20 protein-coding genes are annotated in these 18,564 nt (G+C 54.3%); 8 read left to right on the top strand and 12 right to left on the bottom strand.

Going from position 1 to position 18,564, the window contains the following annotated elements; translation table 11 throughout:
* Window position 1 precedes the first annotated feature (1 nt).
* Genes edd through WA318_RS18115 form a run of 3 tightly spaced genes read left to right on the top strand, consistent with a single transcriptional unit; the run spans window position 2 to window position 3,437 of the window.
* Complete coding sequence (gene edd, locus WA318_RS18125) at window positions 2-1,834, top strand: phosphogluconate dehydratase (RefSeq protein WP_336083408.1); 1,833 nt, start codon at window positions 2-4, stop codon at window positions 1,832-1,834.
* The gene (gene glk, locus WA318_RS18120; protein ID WP_336083406.1) at window positions 1,834-2,772 is read left to right on the top strand and encodes a glucokinase; all 939 of its coding nucleotides are present in this window, start codon (window positions 1,834-1,836) and stop codon (window positions 2,770-2,772) included. Before edd ends, glk begins: the two co-directional genes overlap by 1 nt.
* A 23-nt stretch (window positions 2,773-2,795) precedes the next feature.
* Window positions 2,796-3,437 (top strand): bifunctional 4-hydroxy-2-oxoglutarate aldolase/2-dehydro-3-deoxy-phosphogluconate aldolase, encoded by a 642-nt coding sequence (locus tag WA318_RS18115; RefSeq protein ID WP_336083404.1) that lies wholly within the window; start codon window positions 2,796-2,798, stop codon window positions 3,435-3,437.
* Window positions 3,438-3,547: 110 nt separating this feature from the next.
* On the opposite strand, the gene WA318_RS18110 is transcribed toward WA318_RS18115, so the two are convergent.
* Window positions 3,548-4,345 carry a hypothetical protein gene (locus WA318_RS18110; protein WP_336083402.1) on the bottom strand — a complete coding sequence of 266 codons (798 nt, stop codon included), beginning with the start codon at window positions 4,343-4,345 and terminating at the stop codon, window positions 3,548-3,550.
* Between the two features lie 100 nt (window positions 4,346-4,445).
* Window positions 4,446-4,706, bottom strand: a complete 261-nt coding sequence (locus WA318_RS18105; RefSeq protein WP_114099324.1) for a DUF1127 domain-containing protein — start codon at window positions 4,704-4,706, stop codon at window positions 4,446-4,448.
* A gap of 147 nt (window positions 4,707-4,853) precedes the next feature.
* Between WA318_RS18105 and WA318_RS18100 the strand changes: the two genes are divergently transcribed.
* On the top strand, window positions 4,854-5,723 hold the full coding sequence (locus tag WA318_RS18100) for a LysR family transcriptional regulator (protein WP_336083399.1): 870 nt from the start codon (window positions 4,854-4,856) through the stop codon (window positions 5,721-5,723).
* Between the two features lie 190 nt (window positions 5,724-5,913).
* Here the strand turns inward: WA318_RS18100 and WA318_RS18095 are convergent, their stop codons facing one another.
* The gene (locus tag WA318_RS18095) at window positions 5,914-6,192 is read right to left on the bottom strand and encodes a DUF1127 domain-containing protein (protein ID WP_336083397.1); all 279 of its coding nucleotides are present in this window, start codon (window positions 6,190-6,192) and stop codon (window positions 5,914-5,916) included.
* 187 nt (window positions 6,193-6,379) lie between these two features.
* On the opposite strand from WA318_RS18095, the gene WA318_RS18090 reads away from it, so the two are divergent.
* The 4 genes from WA318_RS18090 to WA318_RS18075 all read left to right on the top strand — a co-directional run bounded on the left by WA318_RS18090 (window position 6,380) and on the right by WA318_RS18075 (window position 9,207).
* Window positions 6,380-7,249, top strand: a complete 870-nt coding sequence (locus WA318_RS18090; protein WP_336083395.1) for a LysR family transcriptional regulator — start codon at window positions 6,380-6,382, stop codon at window positions 7,247-7,249.
* A gap of 136 nt (window positions 7,250-7,385) precedes the next feature.
* Window positions 7,386-7,928, top strand: coding sequence for a sigma-70 family RNA polymerase sigma factor (locus WA318_RS18085; protein WP_336083392.1), 543 nt, complete (start codon window positions 7,386-7,388; stop codon window positions 7,926-7,928).
* Window positions 7,925-8,653 carry an anti-sigma factor gene (locus WA318_RS18080; RefSeq protein WP_336083390.1) on the top strand — a complete coding sequence of 243 codons (729 nt, stop codon included), beginning with the start codon at window positions 7,925-7,927 and terminating at the stop codon, window positions 8,651-8,653. Before WA318_RS18085 ends, WA318_RS18080 begins: the two co-directional genes overlap by 4 nt.
* A gap of 119 nt (window positions 8,654-8,772) precedes the next feature.
* A complete protein-coding gene (locus WA318_RS18075; protein ID WP_336083388.1) occupies window positions 8,773-9,207 on the top strand; it encodes a DUF7282 domain-containing protein in 435 nt (144 codons plus the stop codon).
* A 59-nt stretch (window positions 9,208-9,266) separates the two neighbouring features.
* On the opposite strand, the gene WA318_RS18070 is transcribed toward WA318_RS18075, so the two are convergent.
* The 9 genes from WA318_RS18070 to WA318_RS18030 form a co-directional block, all read right to left on the bottom strand.
* Entirely contained in the window at window positions 9,267-10,301 is a 1,035-nt protein-coding gene (locus WA318_RS18070; RefSeq protein WP_336083386.1) for a nickel/cobalt transporter, read from the bottom strand.
* The gene (locus WA318_RS18065; protein WP_336083384.1) at window positions 10,249-10,944 is read right to left on the bottom strand and encodes a DUF1007 family protein; all 696 of its coding nucleotides are present in this window, start codon (window positions 10,942-10,944) and stop codon (window positions 10,249-10,251) included. Before WA318_RS18065 ends, WA318_RS18070 begins: the two co-directional genes overlap by 53 nt.
* Entirely contained in the window at window positions 10,904-11,968 is a 1,065-nt protein-coding gene (znuA, locus tag WA318_RS18060; RefSeq protein ID WP_336083382.1) for a zinc ABC transporter substrate-binding protein ZnuA, read from the bottom strand. The genes WA318_RS18065 and znuA overlap by 41 nt, the downstream gene beginning before the upstream one ends.
* Before the next feature lie 150 nt (window positions 11,969-12,118).
* Window positions 12,119-13,543 carry a hypothetical protein gene (locus tag WA318_RS18055; RefSeq protein WP_336083380.1) on the bottom strand — a complete coding sequence of 475 codons (1,425 nt, stop codon included), beginning with the start codon at window positions 13,541-13,543 and terminating at the stop codon, window positions 12,119-12,121.
* Window positions 13,540-15,144: a GMC family oxidoreductase gene (locus WA318_RS18050; protein ID WP_336083378.1), complete on the bottom strand. Its 1,605-nt coding sequence runs from the start codon at window positions 15,142-15,144 to the stop codon at window positions 13,540-13,542. Before WA318_RS18050 ends, WA318_RS18055 begins: the two co-directional genes overlap by 4 nt.
* The gene (locus WA318_RS18045; protein WP_114099332.1) at window positions 15,144-15,602 is read right to left on the bottom strand and encodes a hypothetical protein; all 459 of its coding nucleotides are present in this window, start codon (window positions 15,600-15,602) and stop codon (window positions 15,144-15,146) included. The genes WA318_RS18050 and WA318_RS18045 overlap by 1 nt, the downstream gene beginning before the upstream one ends.
* Entirely contained in the window at window positions 15,599-16,294 is a 696-nt protein-coding gene (locus WA318_RS18040) for a phytochelatin synthase family protein (RefSeq protein WP_336083375.1), read from the bottom strand. The genes WA318_RS18045 and WA318_RS18040 overlap by 4 nt, the downstream gene beginning before the upstream one ends.
* The gene (locus WA318_RS18035; RefSeq protein WP_336083373.1) at window positions 16,294-16,635 is read right to left on the bottom strand and encodes a c-type cytochrome; all 342 of its coding nucleotides are present in this window, start codon (window positions 16,633-16,635) and stop codon (window positions 16,294-16,296) included. The genes WA318_RS18040 and WA318_RS18035 overlap by 1 nt, the downstream gene beginning before the upstream one ends.
* Complete coding sequence (locus tag WA318_RS18030; protein WP_336083371.1) at window positions 16,635-18,167, bottom strand: multicopper oxidase family protein; 1,533 nt, start codon at window positions 18,165-18,167, stop codon at window positions 16,635-16,637. The genes WA318_RS18035 and WA318_RS18030 overlap by 1 nt, the downstream gene beginning before the upstream one ends.
* Window positions 18,168-18,564: the final 397 nt, after the last annotated feature.

Here is an 18,564-nt window from a genome sequence, read left to right as displayed (position 1 = left end):
CATGAAACGTGAAATAGAACAGATTACAAAACGCATTATCGAGCGTTCCAAACCAACCCGCGAAGCCTATCTTGCCAAGATCGAAGCAGCAGCTTCTGATCGCCCGCATCGCTCTTCGCTGTCTTGTGGTAACCTTGCCCATGCCTCGGCAGGCTGTGGTGCGGCGGAAAAGGCCCGCATCAATGGGGACGAGGGTGCCAATCTTGGTATCGTGACGTCCTATAATGACATGCTTTCGGCCCATCAGCCGCTTGGTGTCTATCCGGACCTGATCAAAAAGGCCGTGTTTGAAGCTGGCGCAACCGCACAGGTTGCCGGTGGCGTTCCGGCCATGTGTGACGGCGTGACACAGGGCCGTCCGGGCATGGAACTTAGCCTGTTCTCGCGCGACGTGATCGCGATGTCGACGGCGGTTTCCCTGTCTCACGACGTCTTTGATGGCGCGCTGTATCTTGGTGTTTGCGACAAGATCGTGCCGGGGCTTGTCATGGGCGCGCTTTCCTATGGCCATATTCCGGCGGTGTTTGTCCCGGCCGGTCCGATGCCATCGGGGCTTCCAAACAATGAAAAGGCCCGCATTCGTCAGCTTTATGCTCAGGGCAAGGTTGGTCGCAAGGAACTGTTGGAGGCCGAAACCGCATCCTATCACAGCCCGGGCACCTGTACTTTCTATGGTACGGCAAACTCCAACCAGATGCTGATGGAAGTCATGGGCTTGCATCTTCCCGGTGCGGCATTTGTCAATCCGAATACCGAACTGCGTGATGCGCTTACCGAAGAGGCCGCACGTCGCGCCCTTCAGATCACCAAGCTTGGCAACGATTACCGCCCGATTGGCAAGATTCTTGACGAAAAGGCCTTTGTGAACGGCATCGTCGGTCTGCTTGCGACCGGTGGTTCGACCAACCATACCCTGCATCTGCCCGCCATGGCGCGGGCGGCCGGTATCGAACTGCGCTGGGACGATTTTGACGAACTGTCACGTATTGTGCCGCTTCTGTGCCGTGTTTATCCGAACGGTCAGGCCGATGTGAACCATTTCCACGCTGCGGGTGGCATGGGCTTTGTGATTTCCGATCTTCTGAAAAACGGCATCCTGCATCCGGATCTCGAAACCATCCATAACGGTGGCATGGCCGCATATGGGACCGAGCCGTATCTTGATAATGGCAAGCTTGCATGGCGAGATGCCCCGGCAAACAGCCATGATGAAGAAATCCTGCGTCCGACCGAAAAGGCATTCAGTGCCGATGGCGGTCTGCGTATGCTTTCGGGCAATCTTGGCCGTTCGGTGATCAAGGTATCTGCTGTTAAGCCGGAAAACCGCGTGATCGAAGCGCCAGCAGCGGTGTTCACATCCCAGGAAGCGATGATGGATGCCTTCAAGGAAGGTAAGCTGCATCGTGACGTGGTTTGTGTCGTGCGTTTCCAGGGGCCGAAAGCCAATGGTATGCCGGAACTGCATAAACTCACCCCGCCGCTGGGCGTGCTTCAGGATCTTGGCTACAAGGTGGCTCTGGTTACCGATGGCCGTATGTCTGGTGCATCGGGCAAAGTTCCGGCTGCCATTCATGTGACGCCCGAAGCCATGATGAATGGCCCGATTGCCAAGGTCAAAGACGGCGATATCATCCGTCTGGATGCTGAAACCGGCGAGTTGCTTTTGAACGTGACCGAGGCCGAATTGGCAAAGCGTGATTTCGCGACCTTTGACAACAAGGCCGAACATCAGGACGGCTTTGGCCGTGAAATGTTCGGTGTGTTCCGCGAACATGTTGGTCTGGCAGAATTGGGTGCCAGTGCCGCCTTCCCGGGGGAGGCTGAAGTCGCGTAATGATGCTGGTTGGTGATATCGGCGGGACCAATGCCCGCTTTGCCTGGCTGGACGAGGCCGGCAATCCCCATACACCGATGACATTGCCGGTGCGCGAATATGCAACCATCGGCGATGCCATGCGGGACTTTATGGTCAAGACCGACTGTTCGGATTTGCGTGAATTTGCTGTCGCGGTGGCATGCCCTGCCATGGCCGATACGATCAAGTTCACCAATAACCCGTGGGTGTTTTCCAAAAAGGCACTCAAGGCCGAATTCAATCTGGACCGCCTTGTTGTGGTCAATGATTTCACCGGTCTTGCCATGTCGGTACCGTATCTGGGCGACGAAGACCTGATCACGCTGTTTGATGGCCCCGGACGCCCGGGATTACCATTGGCAGTGATCGGGGCCGGAACCGGGCTTGGTGTGTCGGGATTGCTGCCCCATGAAGGGCACTGGTTGCCAATTCAGGGCGAAGGCGGACATGTGTCCCTGCCTGCGGTTGACGATCTTGATTATGAGATCGTCAAATTCCTGACCGGGGAACTGGGCCGTGTGTCGGCCGAACGTATCCTGTCGGGCATGGGGATTGAAAACCTGTATCGTGCATTGGCGGCGATTGATGGTGTTACGGTGGTCCCCAAAACCGCAGCCGAGGTTGTCGATGGTGCGCTTATGGATGGTGACCCGCTTTGCCTTAAGGTGCTGGAACGGTTCTGCCTGTTCATGGGCGGGGTTGCAGGGGATCTTGTCCTGACGCTTGGTGCCTTTGACGGGGTCTTTATCGGTGGCGGCATCGGCCCGCGCATTGCCGACTATATGAAACAAAGCGGCCTGAAAGAGCGCATGATCGCCAAGGGCCGTTTCCATGATTTGATGAATGATGTGCCGGTGCGCCTGATGACGGCGAAATACCCGGCCCTGCTCGGTTGCGCCAAGATTTTGACGGCCTGACCGGGAAACTGGAGGAATAGTTTATGAGCCTTTCATCGCGTGAAATTCTGTCCAAAGCCCCGGTGGTGCCGGTTCTGGTGATCGAAGATGTTAACGATGCCGTGCCGCTCGCCAAGGCACTGGTTGGCGGTGGTCTGCCGGTGCTTGAAATCACCTTGCGTTCCGACGCAGCCGAGGAAAGCATAAAACGCATCATCGCCGAAGTCCCTGATGCCATCACCGGTGCCGGAACCGTGGTCAATGCCAAACAGATGGAACGCATGGCCGAAATCGGTTGTGCCTTTGCTGTTTCGCCGGGCCATACGGAAAGCTTGCTCAAGGCTGCTGCGGATACCGGATGTCCGTTGCTTCCCGGTGCCGGGACGCCGTCCGAAATCATGAACCTGATGGATCATGGCTATGACACATTGAAGTTCTTCCCGGCAGAACAGCAGGGCGGTGTTTCAATGCTCAAGGCGATTTCAGGTCCGCTGCCACAGGTTAAATTCTGCCCGACCGGTGGTGTGTCGCTGTCCAATCTGGCCGATTATCTGGCCCTGCCAAACATCATCACGGTGGGCGGTTCGTGGGTCGCGCCCAAGGATGCGGTCAAGGCCGGTGACTGGGCAACCATCACCCGGCTGGCGCAGGAAGCAACCGACCGAGTCAATGCCCTGCGCGGGTGATTTCTGATACCAGTACAGATATCTTAGAAAGGGGCTCTAATCAGGGGGCCCTTTTTTGTCGGAGGGTGGTTCTTAGTTGATCGCTTTGCTTGCCGTTTGGATATTAATAGCTAGGCCTTTTCATCGCTGAGATTGCGCTGATAAGCGTTGTCGACAAGCTGATTGGTGAACGAGAAGAGATGCTGTTCCAATATGTCGAAATCTCCTTCACTGACAGTCAAAAGTATCTCAGAAGATATGTCTCGACTAAGGCGGTGCTGATAACCATTCTCCTCGTTTAGCGGTTCTTGCAGTATATCAGACAAAATTTTTATGGATGTAAGTTGCCGGTTGGTTGGCGGTCGAGTTACCTGCCATTCCTCATTGTGCCTTAAGTTATTAGCAGAAGCTTGAAATGCTTCTCCAATCGAGTGGCCGTTGAATTGTGGTCCAGATGTTACCCATTCATAGTAGGTCGCATTAATATTTTTACGTAACGCTTGTAAGAACTTATCCAATGAAAGGATGATCGCTCCCGCATATATGTTTCTCGAAGCAAACAATGCAGTTTGCATCTCTGAAGTGCTGTGCCATTTGTCATATTTGATATCCTCTGCAAATCTGTTGGCTCTTTTTGCCTGATGGATATCGTGAAGGGCGGACTCAAGTTGCTTTTCTATGTTTTCCGTCTCAGTGGTAGAGATAACGTTTGAAAATAAAAGGCGTTGAGTTGGGTAATTAAATCTCCATTCTTGAACAAACTTGAAATATGAACTGTAGTATTCGTTGTTCAACATTAGGTCACCCCAAGCCGTAGTTGCTAGGTCTCCATTCCTGACGACGAGGTCTCCAGGTGCCTTTAAAATTTCGATGTTGTGTTTTTCGACTACTTCGTCGTACTGAGGTACGGATAAATCTACGGTGTTCAAATTTTTCCCCTGATTGTTTTTTCTGCATAGTTTGATCTAAATTATACACATAAAAAGGGACCCGAACGGGTCCCTTTTTTTGCTGGTGGCAGCGAGGCGGTTAGCGGATTTTGCGGGCGGGGAGCTCTTTTGAAATCCGGTCAACATACCAGCGTTCACCATCAAATTTGCGTTCCAGACCGACATCAAGAAGCTGTGCATCACTCAGGGTGCTGAGAACTTCGCGCTGGTTCTTGCGTTTGCGGGCTTCAACCGAATATTTGACAATCCGGTTGAACAGCGCGCCGAACGGCATCCGTTTGGCAATGGGGTCTGTTGCAATATCGAACCGGGCAGAATGTGCAGAAATCTGATGAGCCATGATGGCCTCCTGATATTTCTGGTTGAGTTGCATCTTTGATGGTTCGATCCTGTCATATGCAAAATAAAACAGGAATTCGGTTGTTTTGCAGATTTAATGTGCAAAAATAATCAGAACTCAAAAGCCGACGACAGATAAGGTGCAAAGATGAACTGGAATGATCTGCGCTATTTCCTTGTTCTTGCCGACGAGGGCAGTCTTTCCGGGGCGGCACGCCGGTTGCGTAAGGAACATACGACCGTTGCCCGCCGGATCGAGGCCCTTGAGCTTGATGTTGGAACCAAACTGTTTGACCGGCTGCCGCGCGGCTGGCAACTGACAACAGCGGGACAGAACCTTGTGCCGGTTGCCGAACGGGTCGAGGAAGAGGCTCTTGCCTTTGAACGACAGGCCAAAGGCGATGAAGCTGCCCACGGGGTGGTGCGCATATCGGTGCCGCCGGTTGCAGGGCGTGTGTTGTTTGCCCCGCGTCTTGCCCGGCTGCTAACAGCGCATAAGGGTCTGGAATTTGAAATCATCGGGGCGGCCAATATCGTCAACCTTGCCCGGCGTGAAGCCGATATTGCCGTACGCATGGTCACCCCGCGCGAACCGGGATTGATCACCCGCAAACTGGTGGAACTTGGTGTCGGGCTTTATGGCGCCGTGGGTTATCGCGACCGGGTTCCCAAGCGTGACTGGGAATTCTGTGGCTATGAGGATACCGCTTATGGCGCCTCGAAAAAGGAATGGGTACGCCATGTTCTGGGCCGGGAATTACCATGCCGGTTTCGCGCAGATGATACCGAAACAGTTCGCCAGTTTATTGCTGCGGGTCACGGCGTTGGCGTTTTGCCCAGATATCTTGGCGACAGGGATCAACAACTTGAACTGATCCATGCCGATATTGATGGTAAAAGCCGTGAAACCGGCTGGATGGTGGTTCATCCTGATATGCGCAGATCGCCGGGGGTGCGGCTTGTGATGGATGCGCTGATCAAGGCCGCTGACGAAATATCCGAAGAATTTCAGGTCTAGTCATCCGGATCAAACAGGTAAAAGGCCCCCGCAGGACGGGAGCCTTTTCATGCCTGAGGGAGGCACATGTCATCATGTCGATACCCCTATCGGCATGATGACGGTTATCAAAGCGTGTCGATTGCCAGGGAAACACCCGGGAACTAGCAAGTAATTACCAGGGATCGGACCTTTGGCCGCTTTGATCTGCTTAGAAACGCGACTGGATGATATGGCCATCATGCTCGCGTTCCAAACCGATATCGCGCAGTTGATCGTCGCTCAGACGGTTCAGGTCCGCCCGGCTCTGATGGCGTTTGTAGGATGATATGACGGCATCAAGAATGCTCCGGATGATAGCGCCAATACCCTTGGTGGTGTTGGGGCGCGAGGACGGGGATGTGTGGCATTGCGCCGTCATCTCGGGCATGGATTTTGTCGAAACGCAACCAACGACGGGATTGCAATCGATCTGGTTTGAAATAGCCATTCTGACGCTCCTTGATCGTGTGGGCTGTTTTGATGAAGTGACAATGGCATGCGCAAAAACGCGATGGAACTCCGATAAAATGCGCTATAGTTGTGCAAATTTGCGCAGTTGTTCTGATGCTCTCCGGGCGATAGGGAAGGCGGTCATGCGTGAGATTGTTCGATTGACTGCTTGTAAGGGGTGATAAATGAACTGGAACGACTTGCGGTTTTTTGTCGCCGTTGCGCAGGCTGGCACCCTTTCCGGGGCAGCACGCCGTCTGGGGAAGGATCACACAACCGTCGCCCGACGGATCGAGGCCCTTGAAGCCGATCTTGGTGCCCGTCTTTTCGACCGTTTGGCTACCGGCTGGCAATTGACCGATGCCGGGGAAAACCTTGTCCCCGTGGCTGGCCGCATCGAGGAAGATGTTCTGGCCTTTGAACGTCAGGCACGCGGGGATGAAACCGCACATGGTGTGGTCCGGATTGCGGTGCCGCCAGCGGCCGGAAGGCTATTGTTTGCGCCGCGCCTGGCCGAATTGCTGCGCGATCAAAAAAATCTCGAATATGAAATTCTGGGATCCAGCGTGATTGCCAATCTGGCCCGGCGTGAGGCCGATGTGGCGGTCCGCATGGCAACGCCCGACCAAAGTGGCCTGATCGTGCGCAAGCTGACAAATCTGCGTTTTGCCATTTACGCTGCCAAGGGCTATACGAGCCGGGTCGCCCGCAAGGATTGGGAATTTTGCAGTGACGGGCGCAATACCTTTGGCGATTATCAGCAAGGCTGGGTCTGGGAAACGATTGATGCCAAGCTTCCCATGCGTGTAAAGGCTGATGACACGCAAACAGTCCTTGCCTTTGTGGCTGCGGGGCACGGCCTTGGATTGTTGCCGCGCTATATGGCCGATTCTGATGATCGCCTTGAGATGATCTTTGACGACAAACTGGGTGAAGTCAGCAAGCCGGTCTGGCTTGTGGTACATCCCGATATGCGCAGATCGCCCGGCGTTCGCATGGTGATGGATGCCCTCATCAGGGCAACCGAAAACATCCCGGCAGAGTTTAAATCCTGAAGATCAAGTTTGTTCCTGCCTGAATTGATCAGGTTCCTGCAAATCAGCGTAAGACAAGGCAGTTCCGGGATTTTGTCCCGGTTTGTCTTTGATCATGCGTTGAGATCCGGTCTATCGCATGTTGCAGGGGGTGGTTATGACGACAACCCGGGATCTGGAAAACCTCCTTAAGCTGTCGTTTAATGGCGACAGGGATGCTTTCGAGCAGCTTTATCATGCCACCTCCGCGAAACTTTTTGGCATCGTTCTGCGTATCTTGAGAAACCGCGCCCAAAGCGAGGATGCTCTTCAGGATATTTATGTCCGCATCTGGCAGAAGGCGGGCGACTTTGAACCGGGACGCGCATCGGTGATCACATGGATGGCGACGATTGCCCGCAATCGGGCAATTGATATTGTCAGGCGCCAACGTCCGGAAGCCGACATTGACGAAGTGGATGTTGATACACTTGCTTCGACAGATACCGTTTTTGAAGAAGTCGCGCGGGCCGGTGAAGTCCGTCGACTTGAACATTGTCTGGGCGGCTTGGAAGATGATCGTCAGCAAATGGTCAAACTGGCTTATCTTGAAGGCTGGTCGCGCGCCGAACTTGCTGAACGGTTTGCCCAGCCAGTGGGAACGATCAAGACCTGGCTGCATCGCAGCCTGCGACAATTAAAGGAATGCCTCGGATCATGACCGATCACGAAGACAAGGACATGCTGGCGGCGGAATATGTGCTCGGGACGCTTGACGCCCGGCAACGCGATGCCGTGAATGCGCGCCGGGGCAATGAACCTGATCTTGAGGCGGCAATTATTGCTTGGGAAAGCCGGTTGTCACCACTTAACACCCATTACGAAGCTGTCGCACCCTCGGCAAATTTGTTTGCGAATATTCGAAGCCGGATTGATGCAGAGGGGATTGAGATTGCCCGAACTGTGCCGGGGATTGCCGATTTCGCGGCTCTTAAACGCAAACTTGCGATCTGGCGTCTCGGTGCTTTGGGTTCTGCTGCGATAGCAGCCGGGCTTCTGATAACGGTGTTCACATCCGATCCGGTCTTGCCCGTTGCCGATGGCAAGTTTGTCGCCGTGTTCCATCGTGATGACACCCAGCCGGCCTTTGTCATGAGTGTCGATCTTGATACCCGCGAGGTCACCATTCGTCCGGTCGAGGCAACCGTTCCCGAGGGCAAAACCTATCAGCTGTGGATCGTTACCGATGAAACCGGGCCACAGCCACAATCGCTTGGACTTCTGGAAAATGTTGCAAACCCGACCACCAAGCAACTTGGTCAGTTCGCCCCGGCGATGCTGCGCAAGGCGACCTTCGGGATCAGTCTTGAACCGGTCGGGGGATCGCCGACCGGACTTCCGACCGGACCGGCCATTCACGGACATCTGATCCCGGTCGCGCATTAAAAATCACCTTTTTGAAACCCGATTGAATTGTCTGCGTAGCTTCTTGTGTGTGCGATCAACGCACCAGACGAGCGAACCGCAAAAGGCGTGTTCACATTCAAAAGCAAAGGAGACTTCACATGACGTTCAAACGTAAGGCGACGGGGTTTGCTGGTGCCATGCTGCTTGGTGCCGGGGTTGTTTTTGCCGGAAGTTCGGCAGCATTTGCGATGGGGCCGATGGTCGATGCCATGGATCAGGACATGTCGGGCGGCACTGTCACCGCGTCAAAAATCATGGCTGGTGAAAATGGCTGGCTGGTTGTTCACCGCACCGATAGCGACATGAAGCCGGGACCGGTTGTGGGTTATGCCCCGATCAAGAAGGGCGAGAATATGGACGTCGCGGCCATTCTGCAGGAGCCGGTCAAATCCGGCGAGATGCTGATGCTGATGGTTCATTCCGAGGCCGGTGGCATGAAAACCGGTGTGTTTGAATATACCCTCGGTGCGAAGGAAGATGGGCCGATCAAGCCGGACGGCAAACTGGTGATGAAGGTTGTCAGCGCCCGGTAACGCATCCGCTCAGGAATGCCAGCAGCCCGCATGGTGTCAACCGTGCGGGCTGTTATCGTTTAAAGCCAGCCCAGTTGCCTTGCTGATGCCAGCAACAGCATCACCCCGAACAATGTGATCATCAAAGCCCCGCCAAAGCCGACGGCGCGCCGGATGATCCCCGCTGCCCCGTCAGAAAGATGAAACAGATGCCGGGTTCCGGTCCGGATGCCAATGGCGGCAAGTCCGATCAGGCTGATGGTAAGGGCAACGCCAAGGGCCATGGCGAAGGCCGACCCGATGCCGATCAGAAACATCCCGTTTGCCATCGTAAAGAGCAGCACAAGTATAGAGCCCGTGCAGGGGCGCAGGCCAACAACGATCCCGCTTGCAATCATCTGCCAGCGCGTTTGAGCCGGTGCAGCGGTGCTGTGGGCATGATGGTGCCCGGTGTCTTGATGATCGTGCTGATGTTCATGCGCGTGGTGATGATGGTCATGGTGGGTGTGTTCGCCGTGATCACAGCAATCATCCCGTCCCTGCAGAATGCGCAGGCACATCAACGCGCCAAGACCCGCAATCAGGGCATATGAAACAGCCTCAAGGACCAGACCGTTTTGGGTGATTGCCGCCGGGCCAAGATTAAGGATCAGGGTCAAGCCACCAACCAGCACGATGGCGGTTACCGCCTGTACGCCTGCGATAAGACTGCCCATGGCAACCCCCTGTCTCCATCCGGCATCGCGTGACAGGAAATAGGTGGTGGTAATCATCTTGCCATGACCGGGCCCCGCGGCGTGAAACACGCCATAGGCAAAGGAAAGGGCAATGATCATCAGTCCCGGCCAGATACTGCGATCAGATTTGGCATCACGCAGGGTGGCGGTGATTTCGCGGTTGAGTTTGGTCTGAATGACAATTGTCTGACCAACAAGATCAGACAGCCAGCCGGGCAGGGAAATCAGGCTTTCATCTTGCGCGGGAGATGACGGGTTTTGAGCTGTGTTGGTGCTATCATTGCTGCCGCGACCCAGAAGATTGGCCGACTGCGCATTGGCCGGATTAATCGACCCGAACGAAATCACCAGGAGCAAGGCTGCCAGCATTGCCGCCATCTGCCACCTTGCCCGCGCAAACAAGATCGGCGCGGATCGGCGCAACAAGGTCAAAATAGATGCGATTCTTTTCATCTTCGCTCATCTCGAAATGGCAGGAGAGATTCTTGACCCCGGAAAACAGGATGGGGTCGACCTGTGTGAAAGCGACATCAATATAATATTCAGCGTCATAGACAGACAGGCTGATTGTGTCCTTTTTCGGATCAAGCGGGCTTTCAAGGTCCAGCTTGAAGTCATAGCTGACACGCCGGTCATCGGTAACATCGGCCTTGAAGTCCGATGCGCCGGAAAATGGCACCAGCTCTTCATTGCGGCGCAGATGTGTCAGCCAGGAAACTTCTGCCAGTGCGGCAAAGGCATTATCGCGCAGATTGGTGTTTTCATCGCCAAAGAACCGCGTGTCGTGGTTCTGGTCGAACTCGTCCATCAGCGTCATGCTGAACAGATCATCAAACACCCAATGAATGCGAATGCCTGTGATCTGGTCTTTCTCGAACAGGAATTCGGCGCTGGCATCAATCCAGACATGGGGATGGGCAAACGCCGAAACGCTGGTTGCCAGCAAAGCGAAGCCGGCAACCAGCACTGTCGCGCAGGATTTACGAAGCGTTGCCAAGGCAGTCGACAAGGGCGCCGACATTCTGACGAAGGATTTCCTGATAGGCATCGGGTCCGGCAGCAATTTCCGCGCCAAGCGGGTCAAGGGTTCCGCTGCGAATACCGGTATCGGAAACAACGGCCTGCACAACTGCCGGGCGGAATTGCGGTTCGGCAAAGATGCAGACGGCACCGGTGTCACGGATTTTGTCTTCGATTTCATGCAGGCGCTTGGCTCCGGGCTTCTGATCAGGCGATACCGTGATCGACCCGACCGCATTCAAGCCAAATCCGGTTTCGAGATACTGATAGGCATCATGAAACACGACATAGGGCTTGCTCTGGATCGGGGCGATCTGTTGGCGTAGATCATTGCCAAGTGACGTCAGGCTTGCAAGTAACGTTTTCAGATTGGCACGATAGTCATCGGCATGCTCGGGATCGATTTCGGCAAGTTCATCTGTAATTGCCGTTGCAATGCTTGCACCATTGGCTGGATCCATCCAGATATGCGGATCAATACCACCATGTTCATGATGGTGATCTTCTTCACCGTGCGCATCGTGATCCTGATCGTGGTCTTCATCATGTGCATGTTCATCGTGACCATGATCGTCGTCATGGCCGTGATCTTCGTCGTGATCGTCATGACCATGATTTTCCCACGTGCCGCCTTCACGCATCTTGCGAAGGGCAAGGCCCTCGGTCGCAATCAGTTCAAGCTGATGGCTGTTCTTTGAAAGAGTCTCAAGCGGTTTTTCCAGGAAACCTTCAAGGCTGTGAGAAACATAAACCACCAGATCGGCCTCGCTCAGTGCTCGGGCCTCGCTTGGGCGCAGGGAATAGGAATGCGGAGAGGATGCACCATCAAGAAGAAGAAGCGGCTCGCCAATATCTTTCATGATGGCGCTGGTGATGGCGTGGATCGGTTTGATGGATGTCACAACCTTTGGCGCGTCATCGCCATGAGCCGCAGCAGACGGGATATAGGTCATTGCCATCGGGGCGGCCGCAATCAGCGGGGCAGCCAAAAGGAAACGACGAAGCGCAAGGGGGAAGGAGGGCATGTGTTCAATCCGGTTCATTGCAGGAGGGATGAGTTAATGTTTGTTATGTTATATCATAACATTTGGTCAAGGGGAAAATGACCGGGTGGCGACTTTTTCCGCCAAGCCCGGCCATAATCATCGACCGAAATGAACCAATACCAAGATGTATCAGGCGGCAGCCGCCGGTCTGGTCATGGGCGCAAAGTGCCGCCAGATCAATAGAACCGTTGCCAGCAACACGGCAGCGACCTGTACGACAAACACCATCTGATAGGCTTTGGTGACATCAAGTCCGGCAAGCTTTGAAACCTGGAAGGTGATTTCCAGAAGTTCGATCCCGACTTCGGTTCCGAACATGATCACAAAGGCCGGAGCCAGGGTGATCAGCTTGTTACCATTCGCCGATGCAATCACGGCACTGACGACAAGCGTGGTGGCAATCCCTATGCCGATGCTCGAAAGCATCTTGGTCCAATAAAACAGAAGCGCATCGGTTGCCGGATAAGGATAGAAGATTGTCGCAATCGACGAGATGATCAGACATGGAATGGCAATCAGCCAAAGCCGTTCCCGCCAATGCGGATTGCGTGCAATCAAGGCCCCGGCCCCAAAAACCATCAATACCTGACTTGCAGCACCGAGTGTGGCGCGGTCATCAATCAGTGATGACGTGCACAGATGCCGGACAAGATAGGCGGTGTCATAGACGCCGGTGGTCGGGATTTCGAGAATGAACAAAACCGCCAGCAGGAAAATTGCATCCGAGGGCAGATTGGCATCGCGCGGGATCCATGAACGTGCGCCGAGATAAAGACAGATGGCAAAGGCAAGGAATACAGCCATAAGGCCAAGACCCAGCATGCTCTCGACACCGGCAAAGCTGTTGGCTGTTGTCCAGGCTTCGAACGAAATCACTACAAGCAGAAACAGGATAACCGGTTTCCAGTTTGTCTTGGGCTTTGGCGTGGTTTCGTCTGGCGCATGATGATCTGCCGCCTTCATCACGACGGGCATGATGACAAGGAACAGCATGGGTAATGCCGCAAGGATCAGGAAATAGTTTCCGGTTCCGACATCAAAGGCGACATATTTGACAAGCTGCGGGGCGATCAAAAAGGCAATCGGCTGGGCCGCAGTCCAGATTGTTGTCAGCAGGGACTTTTCCCGGTCGGTTTTCGCCTGACTGATGGCAAGCTGTGCCAGCGGGGCGAAGAACGAAATGGCAAAGCCGCCCAGACAGAAGCTTGCAAGAATAATGATCTCGCGCACCGATAGTGTCGGGTCCCAATGCATGGTCAAACCGACGGCGGCATAGCAGGCACTTGCCAGCGAAGCTGTCGCAATGCAAACGCGACGTGCGGTCTTGCTGCTGATTACAAACGGGGCAATGGCAAGCGCCATGACCGCCCCGCCAATCAGAACCTCGATCAGGATGTCGGTGCGTTCGACCGATATGTTCAGGAAGCTGGCAAATTCGCCCTGAGAAACAGAAACCGTCATGGTAGCAACGGACCGAAGTCCGTTACCCAGAAGAATGAAAAGGCCCAGAAGTGCCGTTTCAATCAGTACCAGTTGCTTGAGTGGTGAAGTCATTTGGTCAATGCGTCGGCCATATGATCGGCAGCACGGATTGCCAGTGCCGCGATGGTCAAGGACGGAGCATTGACCGGGGTTGTGACATGGGTACTTGTCCCGATGATATAGAGATTGTCGTGATCATAGGTCACCAGATCGGGCGATACGACCGAGGTCTTCGGATCGGTTCCCATGATCGTGGTGCCGCCAATAATCGCGTTGGACAGATACGGCGTATCGGTTTGCATGTCATTCACGCCAAGGGCTGCAAAAATCTTGCGGTTGACCTCAAGCGCGTTTGCCAGACCCTTTTTGGTATAGTCATCCAACGTGAAAGTGACTTTGGGGCGTGGAATACCCGAACTGTCCTTTTCATCGGCCAGTTCAACCCGGTTGTTCCAGTTGGCCAGCACCTCGGCCGAGCTGTTAAGACGCAAGTGACGCGATATCTGGTCATTAATGGTTTTGGCCAGTTCCTGACCAAACATGCCTTTCTTGATCAGATCCTTGGCCAGATTGGTCGCATCGGAATTACCCGACCAGCCATCATTCATGAAGCTGGTACCAACCGCAGCATAGTCCGACCGGAATGCACCGTCGCGCAGTTCCACCAGACCACCGGTCTGTTGCGGGCCGCGATAGGGGAAAATCGGTTCATCAAGAATGCCCCAACTGTCCTGATTGGCCTGTGTCAAAAGATTGCGGCCAACCGCATCGGAACTGTTGGCAACCCCGTTGGGGGCTGTTTCCTGTGCCGAATTCAAAAGAAGACGCGGGTTTTCAATTGCGTGGCAGCAGACGGCAAAATATTTGCCACTGACCCAGAATTCCGATCCGTCCGGTTTGCGGACTTTTACGCGGGTGATTTTCTTGTTCGCGCCAACCTCGATAAAGGTCACAAGGGCTTCTGTCTCGACGCGTACGCCAAGGTCCTCGGCCTTTTGAGCATGAACAGATGCATCATATTTTGCGCCAATCGGACAGATCGGAACGCAAGTATTGTTGCCACAACACACCGGTCGATTGTCATAAATCTCGGAATTGCGGGCATGGGAAAACGGTGCGGAATGCAGTCCCAGCTTATCAAGCGCCTTTGTGACCTGTTGATCCATATAGCTCATCGGGATCGGCTGCATCTGATAGGGCGCACCATCGCGCGGAGCACCCCATGGATAATCCGGATCGCCCGCAACGCCCCAGCGTTTTTCAGCCTCGACGTAATAGGGAACCAGAAGATCGTAATCAATCGGCCAGTCACGTGACACGCCATAGGTCGATTTCATCTTGAAGTCATGCGGGCGCAGGCGGTCGGCAAAGCCGGTCCAGTGCCAGGTCGTCCCGCCAAACAGGCGCAAATAGGCCCCGATGAACTGATCGGGTCCGCCCTGAACGTAGAAATCGTTATATTTCCCGTCTTCGGGGTGTGGCGCATAAGGCTGTGACGGATAGGGCGATTGCGGCCCCTTGACCGGGTTTTCATAGAAGGTCTTGAGGTTTTCGGCCCGGCTGCGTTTAGGCCCGGCCTCAAGCATGATGACATCAATGCCTTTCTGCACAAGGCTAAAGGCCAGATGCGATCCTGCCATGCCCGATCCGATAATGACGACAGTTGCTTCCATCACATGTCCCCCGCAACCGGATGATGGGCCCAGTGACCAAAGGCCGGTCCGCCGCACGTTCCCGGTGCGGTGGCAAATGTCAGGGACTTCCATCCAAGACACCACGGATAATAAACCGCCTTATAGGCACCATCGCGCATGACTTCGCCGGTATAAAGCAGGCGGGCGATGAAGGCGGCCTGTTCCTGAATTGCAGGACTTGCCTGTTTGATGCGATCAGAAACCGAACCGGTGCGCAGGGCATAGACAAAGTTACGCTGCGCAAGTTCACCGTAAGTTGCGACAAACTCGGTATTGGCAGCGTCCATCAGATGGTCGGAGATATCGGCAATCCCGCCGATCTGACGGACGATGTCATAAAAGGCTGCATTGCCACCGAACCCTTGCGCGCGGGCGGCAACCGGCGCAAGAGGCAGCAACGAAATCGATCCCAGCAGGGCGCGGCGCGAAATATTCATTTGCTTACCACGACCAGACCACGGGCCTTGTTGGAGCCATCGTCAATCGTTGCCATCGCGGTGCGCAGATCAGCAATCGTCATCCAGACGGGCGGATATTTATATTTGGCAACATCCAGTACCAGTGCACGGTCGGTGTCTTCGTCATAGGCGGCAATCGGCGATACATGACCGTCACCGACCTGACCGATCGGTTTGCGTGAATAGTTGGCAACCAGACGCTTGTTTGGATCGGCAAGCGTTGCCTTGATCGTATCGCGCAGCCATGCTTCGTCGAAATTATTGGCGTGGTGGTATTTGGCCTTCACGCCAAGATTTTCGAAGAAGGTCGCAATCTGGCTCAGGATCAGGCCGTCATGTTCGACCATGGCATAGGATTTGACCTTCTGGTTTTCAGGGGTGAAAACCGTTTCCTGCGTAAAGAAGCCCCAAGGATAAAGGCGATAGGGCTGCGGACGCTTAACACCCAGACTGTTCATGGTGGCAGCGATACTCGCCGGGCCACAGAAAGTCAGGATATGTTCGCTTTCAAGATAGCTTGCCAGTTCGAAATAAGGACCAGTGAATTCGGCATCCTTGAAAATCTCGGTGCCCTTGGCATCGGTCAGATAGATCAGTTCGTCTGCATTGGCAAATGCCAGCGGGGTGATCATCATGAGGCCCGCAAGGGCAGGCAGAATAACGCGTTTCATTATTGAGTCCCTCCGAACCAGGTTGCGATGGCCTTTACATCGGCATCGCTCAGATCTTTTACGATTTCATGCATAACCAGCGCCTGACCACCGGTGCGGCGGCCTTCCTGATAGGCGCGAATGGCGTTTTCGAGATAAAGCGGCTGCTGGCCGAGAAGGATCGGAACATCCTTGAGTGCCGGGTTGCCATTGGTGCCATGGCACGACAGGCATTGTGACGCCGCCACCGGCATTTCGGCTTTCTTGCTGTCATCGGCTTTGGCCGATGTGATGCCAAAGACCGAGCATGCGATCACGATGGCTGCTGCACCTTTGGTGCGGTGAATAAGGGATCGCATCATCATACCTCGATATTGACGTTGATCATCATGCCGGTGTCTTCATGGGGCAGGATGTGGCAATGCATGACATAGCGCCCGGTGAAATCGACAAACCGGGTGCGGAAGGTAACGGTGCCTGCCGCAGGCACGGCAATCGTATCCATCCACGGTTTGCGGGTATCGGGTTCGCCGTTGATGTCGATGACCTGAAACGGATTGACGTGAATGTGCAGCGGGTGGGGGAAGGGCGTTGTATTGATCAAAGTCCATTCTTCGACCGCGCCCAGTTTTGCCACCACATCGTCACGGCGCGGATCAAATCCCCGACCATTGATGGTAAATTCGGTGTCATCAAAGAAGCCCGAGACATCCTTGACACCCAGAACGAATTTCCGCTTCACGGTGACTTCATCGGCACTGATATCCGTCAGGATTTCATTTTTGGGCAGTTCGCCGGTTGGAATCTCCTTGCCGAATTTGATGCCCGGTGCGATGCGCGGATCGTTTGCGGCAACAACAATGATATCGGCAAGATGTTCTTCTGGCAGGCTGGCCTTGCCCTGCATGAAGGCTGGGCGTTTAAGGGCGTAGGTGCCTGTCTTGGGGGCCTTGATCAAAAGGTTGGCGCGGTTGCCCGGTGCAAGGGTGAATTCATCGGTCTGTTGGGCCATTGGCAATGGATTGCCATCAAGGCCGACCAGATGCATTTCTAGTCCGTCCGCTCGCAAAGGTATGAACTGCGCATCCCCGGCATTAAGGATGCGCCAATGCTGAACTTCACCTTCGCGGATATAGATTTTCGGACGGTATTGGCCATTGACCAGAAAATCACGTTCGGCATCAAGCGGCCAGATCGGCTTTTCGCTTTCAAGCAATCCGTCAATTCCGGCGATTGGCGCCTGAAGCACCAAAACACGTTCAATGGCATCGGCAATTTCGGGCACATCATCAAGGGTTCCGGTGATGATGGCCATGCCCGCTGCACCCGATGCGATCTGGGCTGAAACCGATCCATGGCGGTGAGGATGATACCAGTAGTTACCGGCAGGATGATCGACCGGTAGCTGAACGACATAGTTGAAGCTCTGACCCGGTTCAATCTGAAGATAGACATTGTCACTGTTCCCGCGCGGACTGACATGGAAACCGTGATAATGGACATTGGTTGTGTTGAACCGGTTGGGCACATTGGTTACGACCGGTTTGCGGGCATCCTTGTTGGGCGGCATGCGGTTTTCAAATGCCAGCTCCAAAGTATCGCCCGGTTTAAGACGCAAGGTAGGACCGGGCAGGGATGCATTGAATATGCGAAGTTTGGTCGGGCCGCTGGGCAACGTGTAATCGGTTGCCTCCATATAAAAATCGGCTTTCAGGCGGCCATTAACCGAATGAATTTCCATCGGATTTGCCAGATCATCCGAAATGCCGACTGGTGATTTGCTTGTAACTGTTTCCATGGCGCTGGATGGCGATACCAGCCATGGCAAAGGTCCAATGCCAGCAGCAAGGGTTGCTGCGGCCGACCCCTTCAAGAGTCCGCGACGCGTGACCATTTATTGTCTCCCTCAACAAGCCGGCTGTATTCGGGAACCGGTTTGCTTCATGCCCGAATTATTCTTGGCCCTGCGATTGAGGGCTGGTTCTTGTACGAAGATATAAACCTTCGCTGTTGTGCGCTGTGGCAGCTGTCACAGCGGGCTGATTTAGAACAATTATTCTTAAAATCGAACCAAAAACATTTTAGCCATTTTGGTCAATCTATCAATCAATGGTTGGGGTTTGTTTGTTAAGTTTATATCTCGCCTACCATTTCAGAGCGAACAGGCGACCTGCGAGACGGTAGTTTGATCCAATTAGGGATAATCGTCTGACCGCAATAGATGAATTCCGCATGCGTAACGAAAAATCCGCGACTGTAGTTGATGCGGATTTCCGGATGACCATCACGGA

Source organism: Thalassospira sp. CH_XMU1448-2 (assembly GCF_037027285.1).
Lineage (GTDB): Bacteria > Pseudomonadota > Alphaproteobacteria > Rhodospirillales > Thalassospiraceae > Thalassospira > Thalassospira profundimaris_C.
This window is presented reverse-complemented; position numbering and strand designations above follow the sequence as displayed.

Coding starts and splice junctions, on each gene's coding strand:
- edd (WP_336083408.1), top strand. CDS start 2: ATGAAACGTGAAATAGAACAGATTACAAAACGCATTATCGAGCGTTCC.
- glk (WP_336083406.1), top strand. CDS start 1,834: ATGATGCTGGTTGGTGATATCGGCGGGACCAATGCCCGCTTTGCCTGG.
- WA318_RS18115 (WP_336083404.1), top strand. CDS start 2,796: ATGAGCCTTTCATCGCGTGAAATTCTGTCCAAAGCCCCGGTGGTGCCG.
- WA318_RS18105 (WP_114099324.1), bottom strand. CDS start 4,706: ATGGCTCATCAGATTTCTGCACATTCTGCCCGGTTCGATATTGCAACA.
- WA318_RS18100 (WP_336083399.1), top strand. CDS start 4,854: ATGAACTGGAATGATCTGCGCTATTTCCTTGTTCTTGCCGACGAGGGC.
- WA318_RS18095 (WP_336083397.1), bottom strand. CDS start 6,192: ATGGCTATTTCAAACCAGATCGATTGCAATCCCGTCGTTGGTTGCGTT.
- WA318_RS18090 (WP_336083395.1), top strand. CDS start 6,380: ATGAACTGGAACGACTTGCGGTTTTTTGTCGCCGTTGCGCAGGCTGGC.
- WA318_RS18085 (WP_336083392.1), top strand. CDS start 7,386: ATGACGACAACCCGGGATCTGGAAAACCTCCTTAAGCTGTCGTTTAAT.
- WA318_RS18080 (WP_336083390.1), top strand. CDS start 7,925: ATGACCGATCACGAAGACAAGGACATGCTGGCGGCGGAATATGTGCTC.
- WA318_RS18075 (WP_336083388.1), top strand. CDS start 8,773: ATGACGTTCAAACGTAAGGCGACGGGGTTTGCTGGTGCCATGCTGCTT.
- WA318_RS18070 (WP_336083386.1), bottom strand. CDS start 10,301: ATGGCGGCAATGCTGGCAGCCTTGCTCCTGGTGATTTCGTTCGGGTCG.
- WA318_RS18065 (WP_336083384.1), bottom strand. CDS start 10,944: ATGTCGGCGCCCTTGTCGACTGCCTTGGCAACGCTTCGTAAATCCTGC.
- znuA (WP_336083382.1), bottom strand. CDS start 11,968: ATGCCCTCCTTCCCCCTTGCGCTTCGTCGTTTCCTTTTGGCTGCCCCG.
- WA318_RS18055 (WP_336083380.1), bottom strand. CDS start 13,543: ATGACTTCACCACTCAAGCAACTGGTACTGATTGAAACGGCACTTCTG.
- WA318_RS18050 (WP_336083378.1), bottom strand. CDS start 15,144: ATGGAAGCAACTGTCGTCATTATCGGATCGGGCATGGCAGGATCGCAT.
- WA318_RS18045 (WP_114099332.1), bottom strand. CDS start 15,602: ATGAATATTTCGCGCCGCGCCCTGCTGGGATCGATTTCGTTGCTGCCT.
- WA318_RS18040 (WP_336083375.1), bottom strand. CDS start 16,294: ATGAAACGCGTTATTCTGCCTGCCCTTGCGGGCCTCATGATGATCACC.
- WA318_RS18035 (WP_336083373.1), bottom strand. CDS start 16,635: ATGATGCGATCCCTTATTCACCGCACCAAAGGTGCAGCAGCCATCGTG.
- WA318_RS18030 (WP_336083371.1), bottom strand. CDS start 18,167: ATGGTCACGCGTCGCGGACTCTTGAAGGGGTCGGCCGCAGCAACCCTT.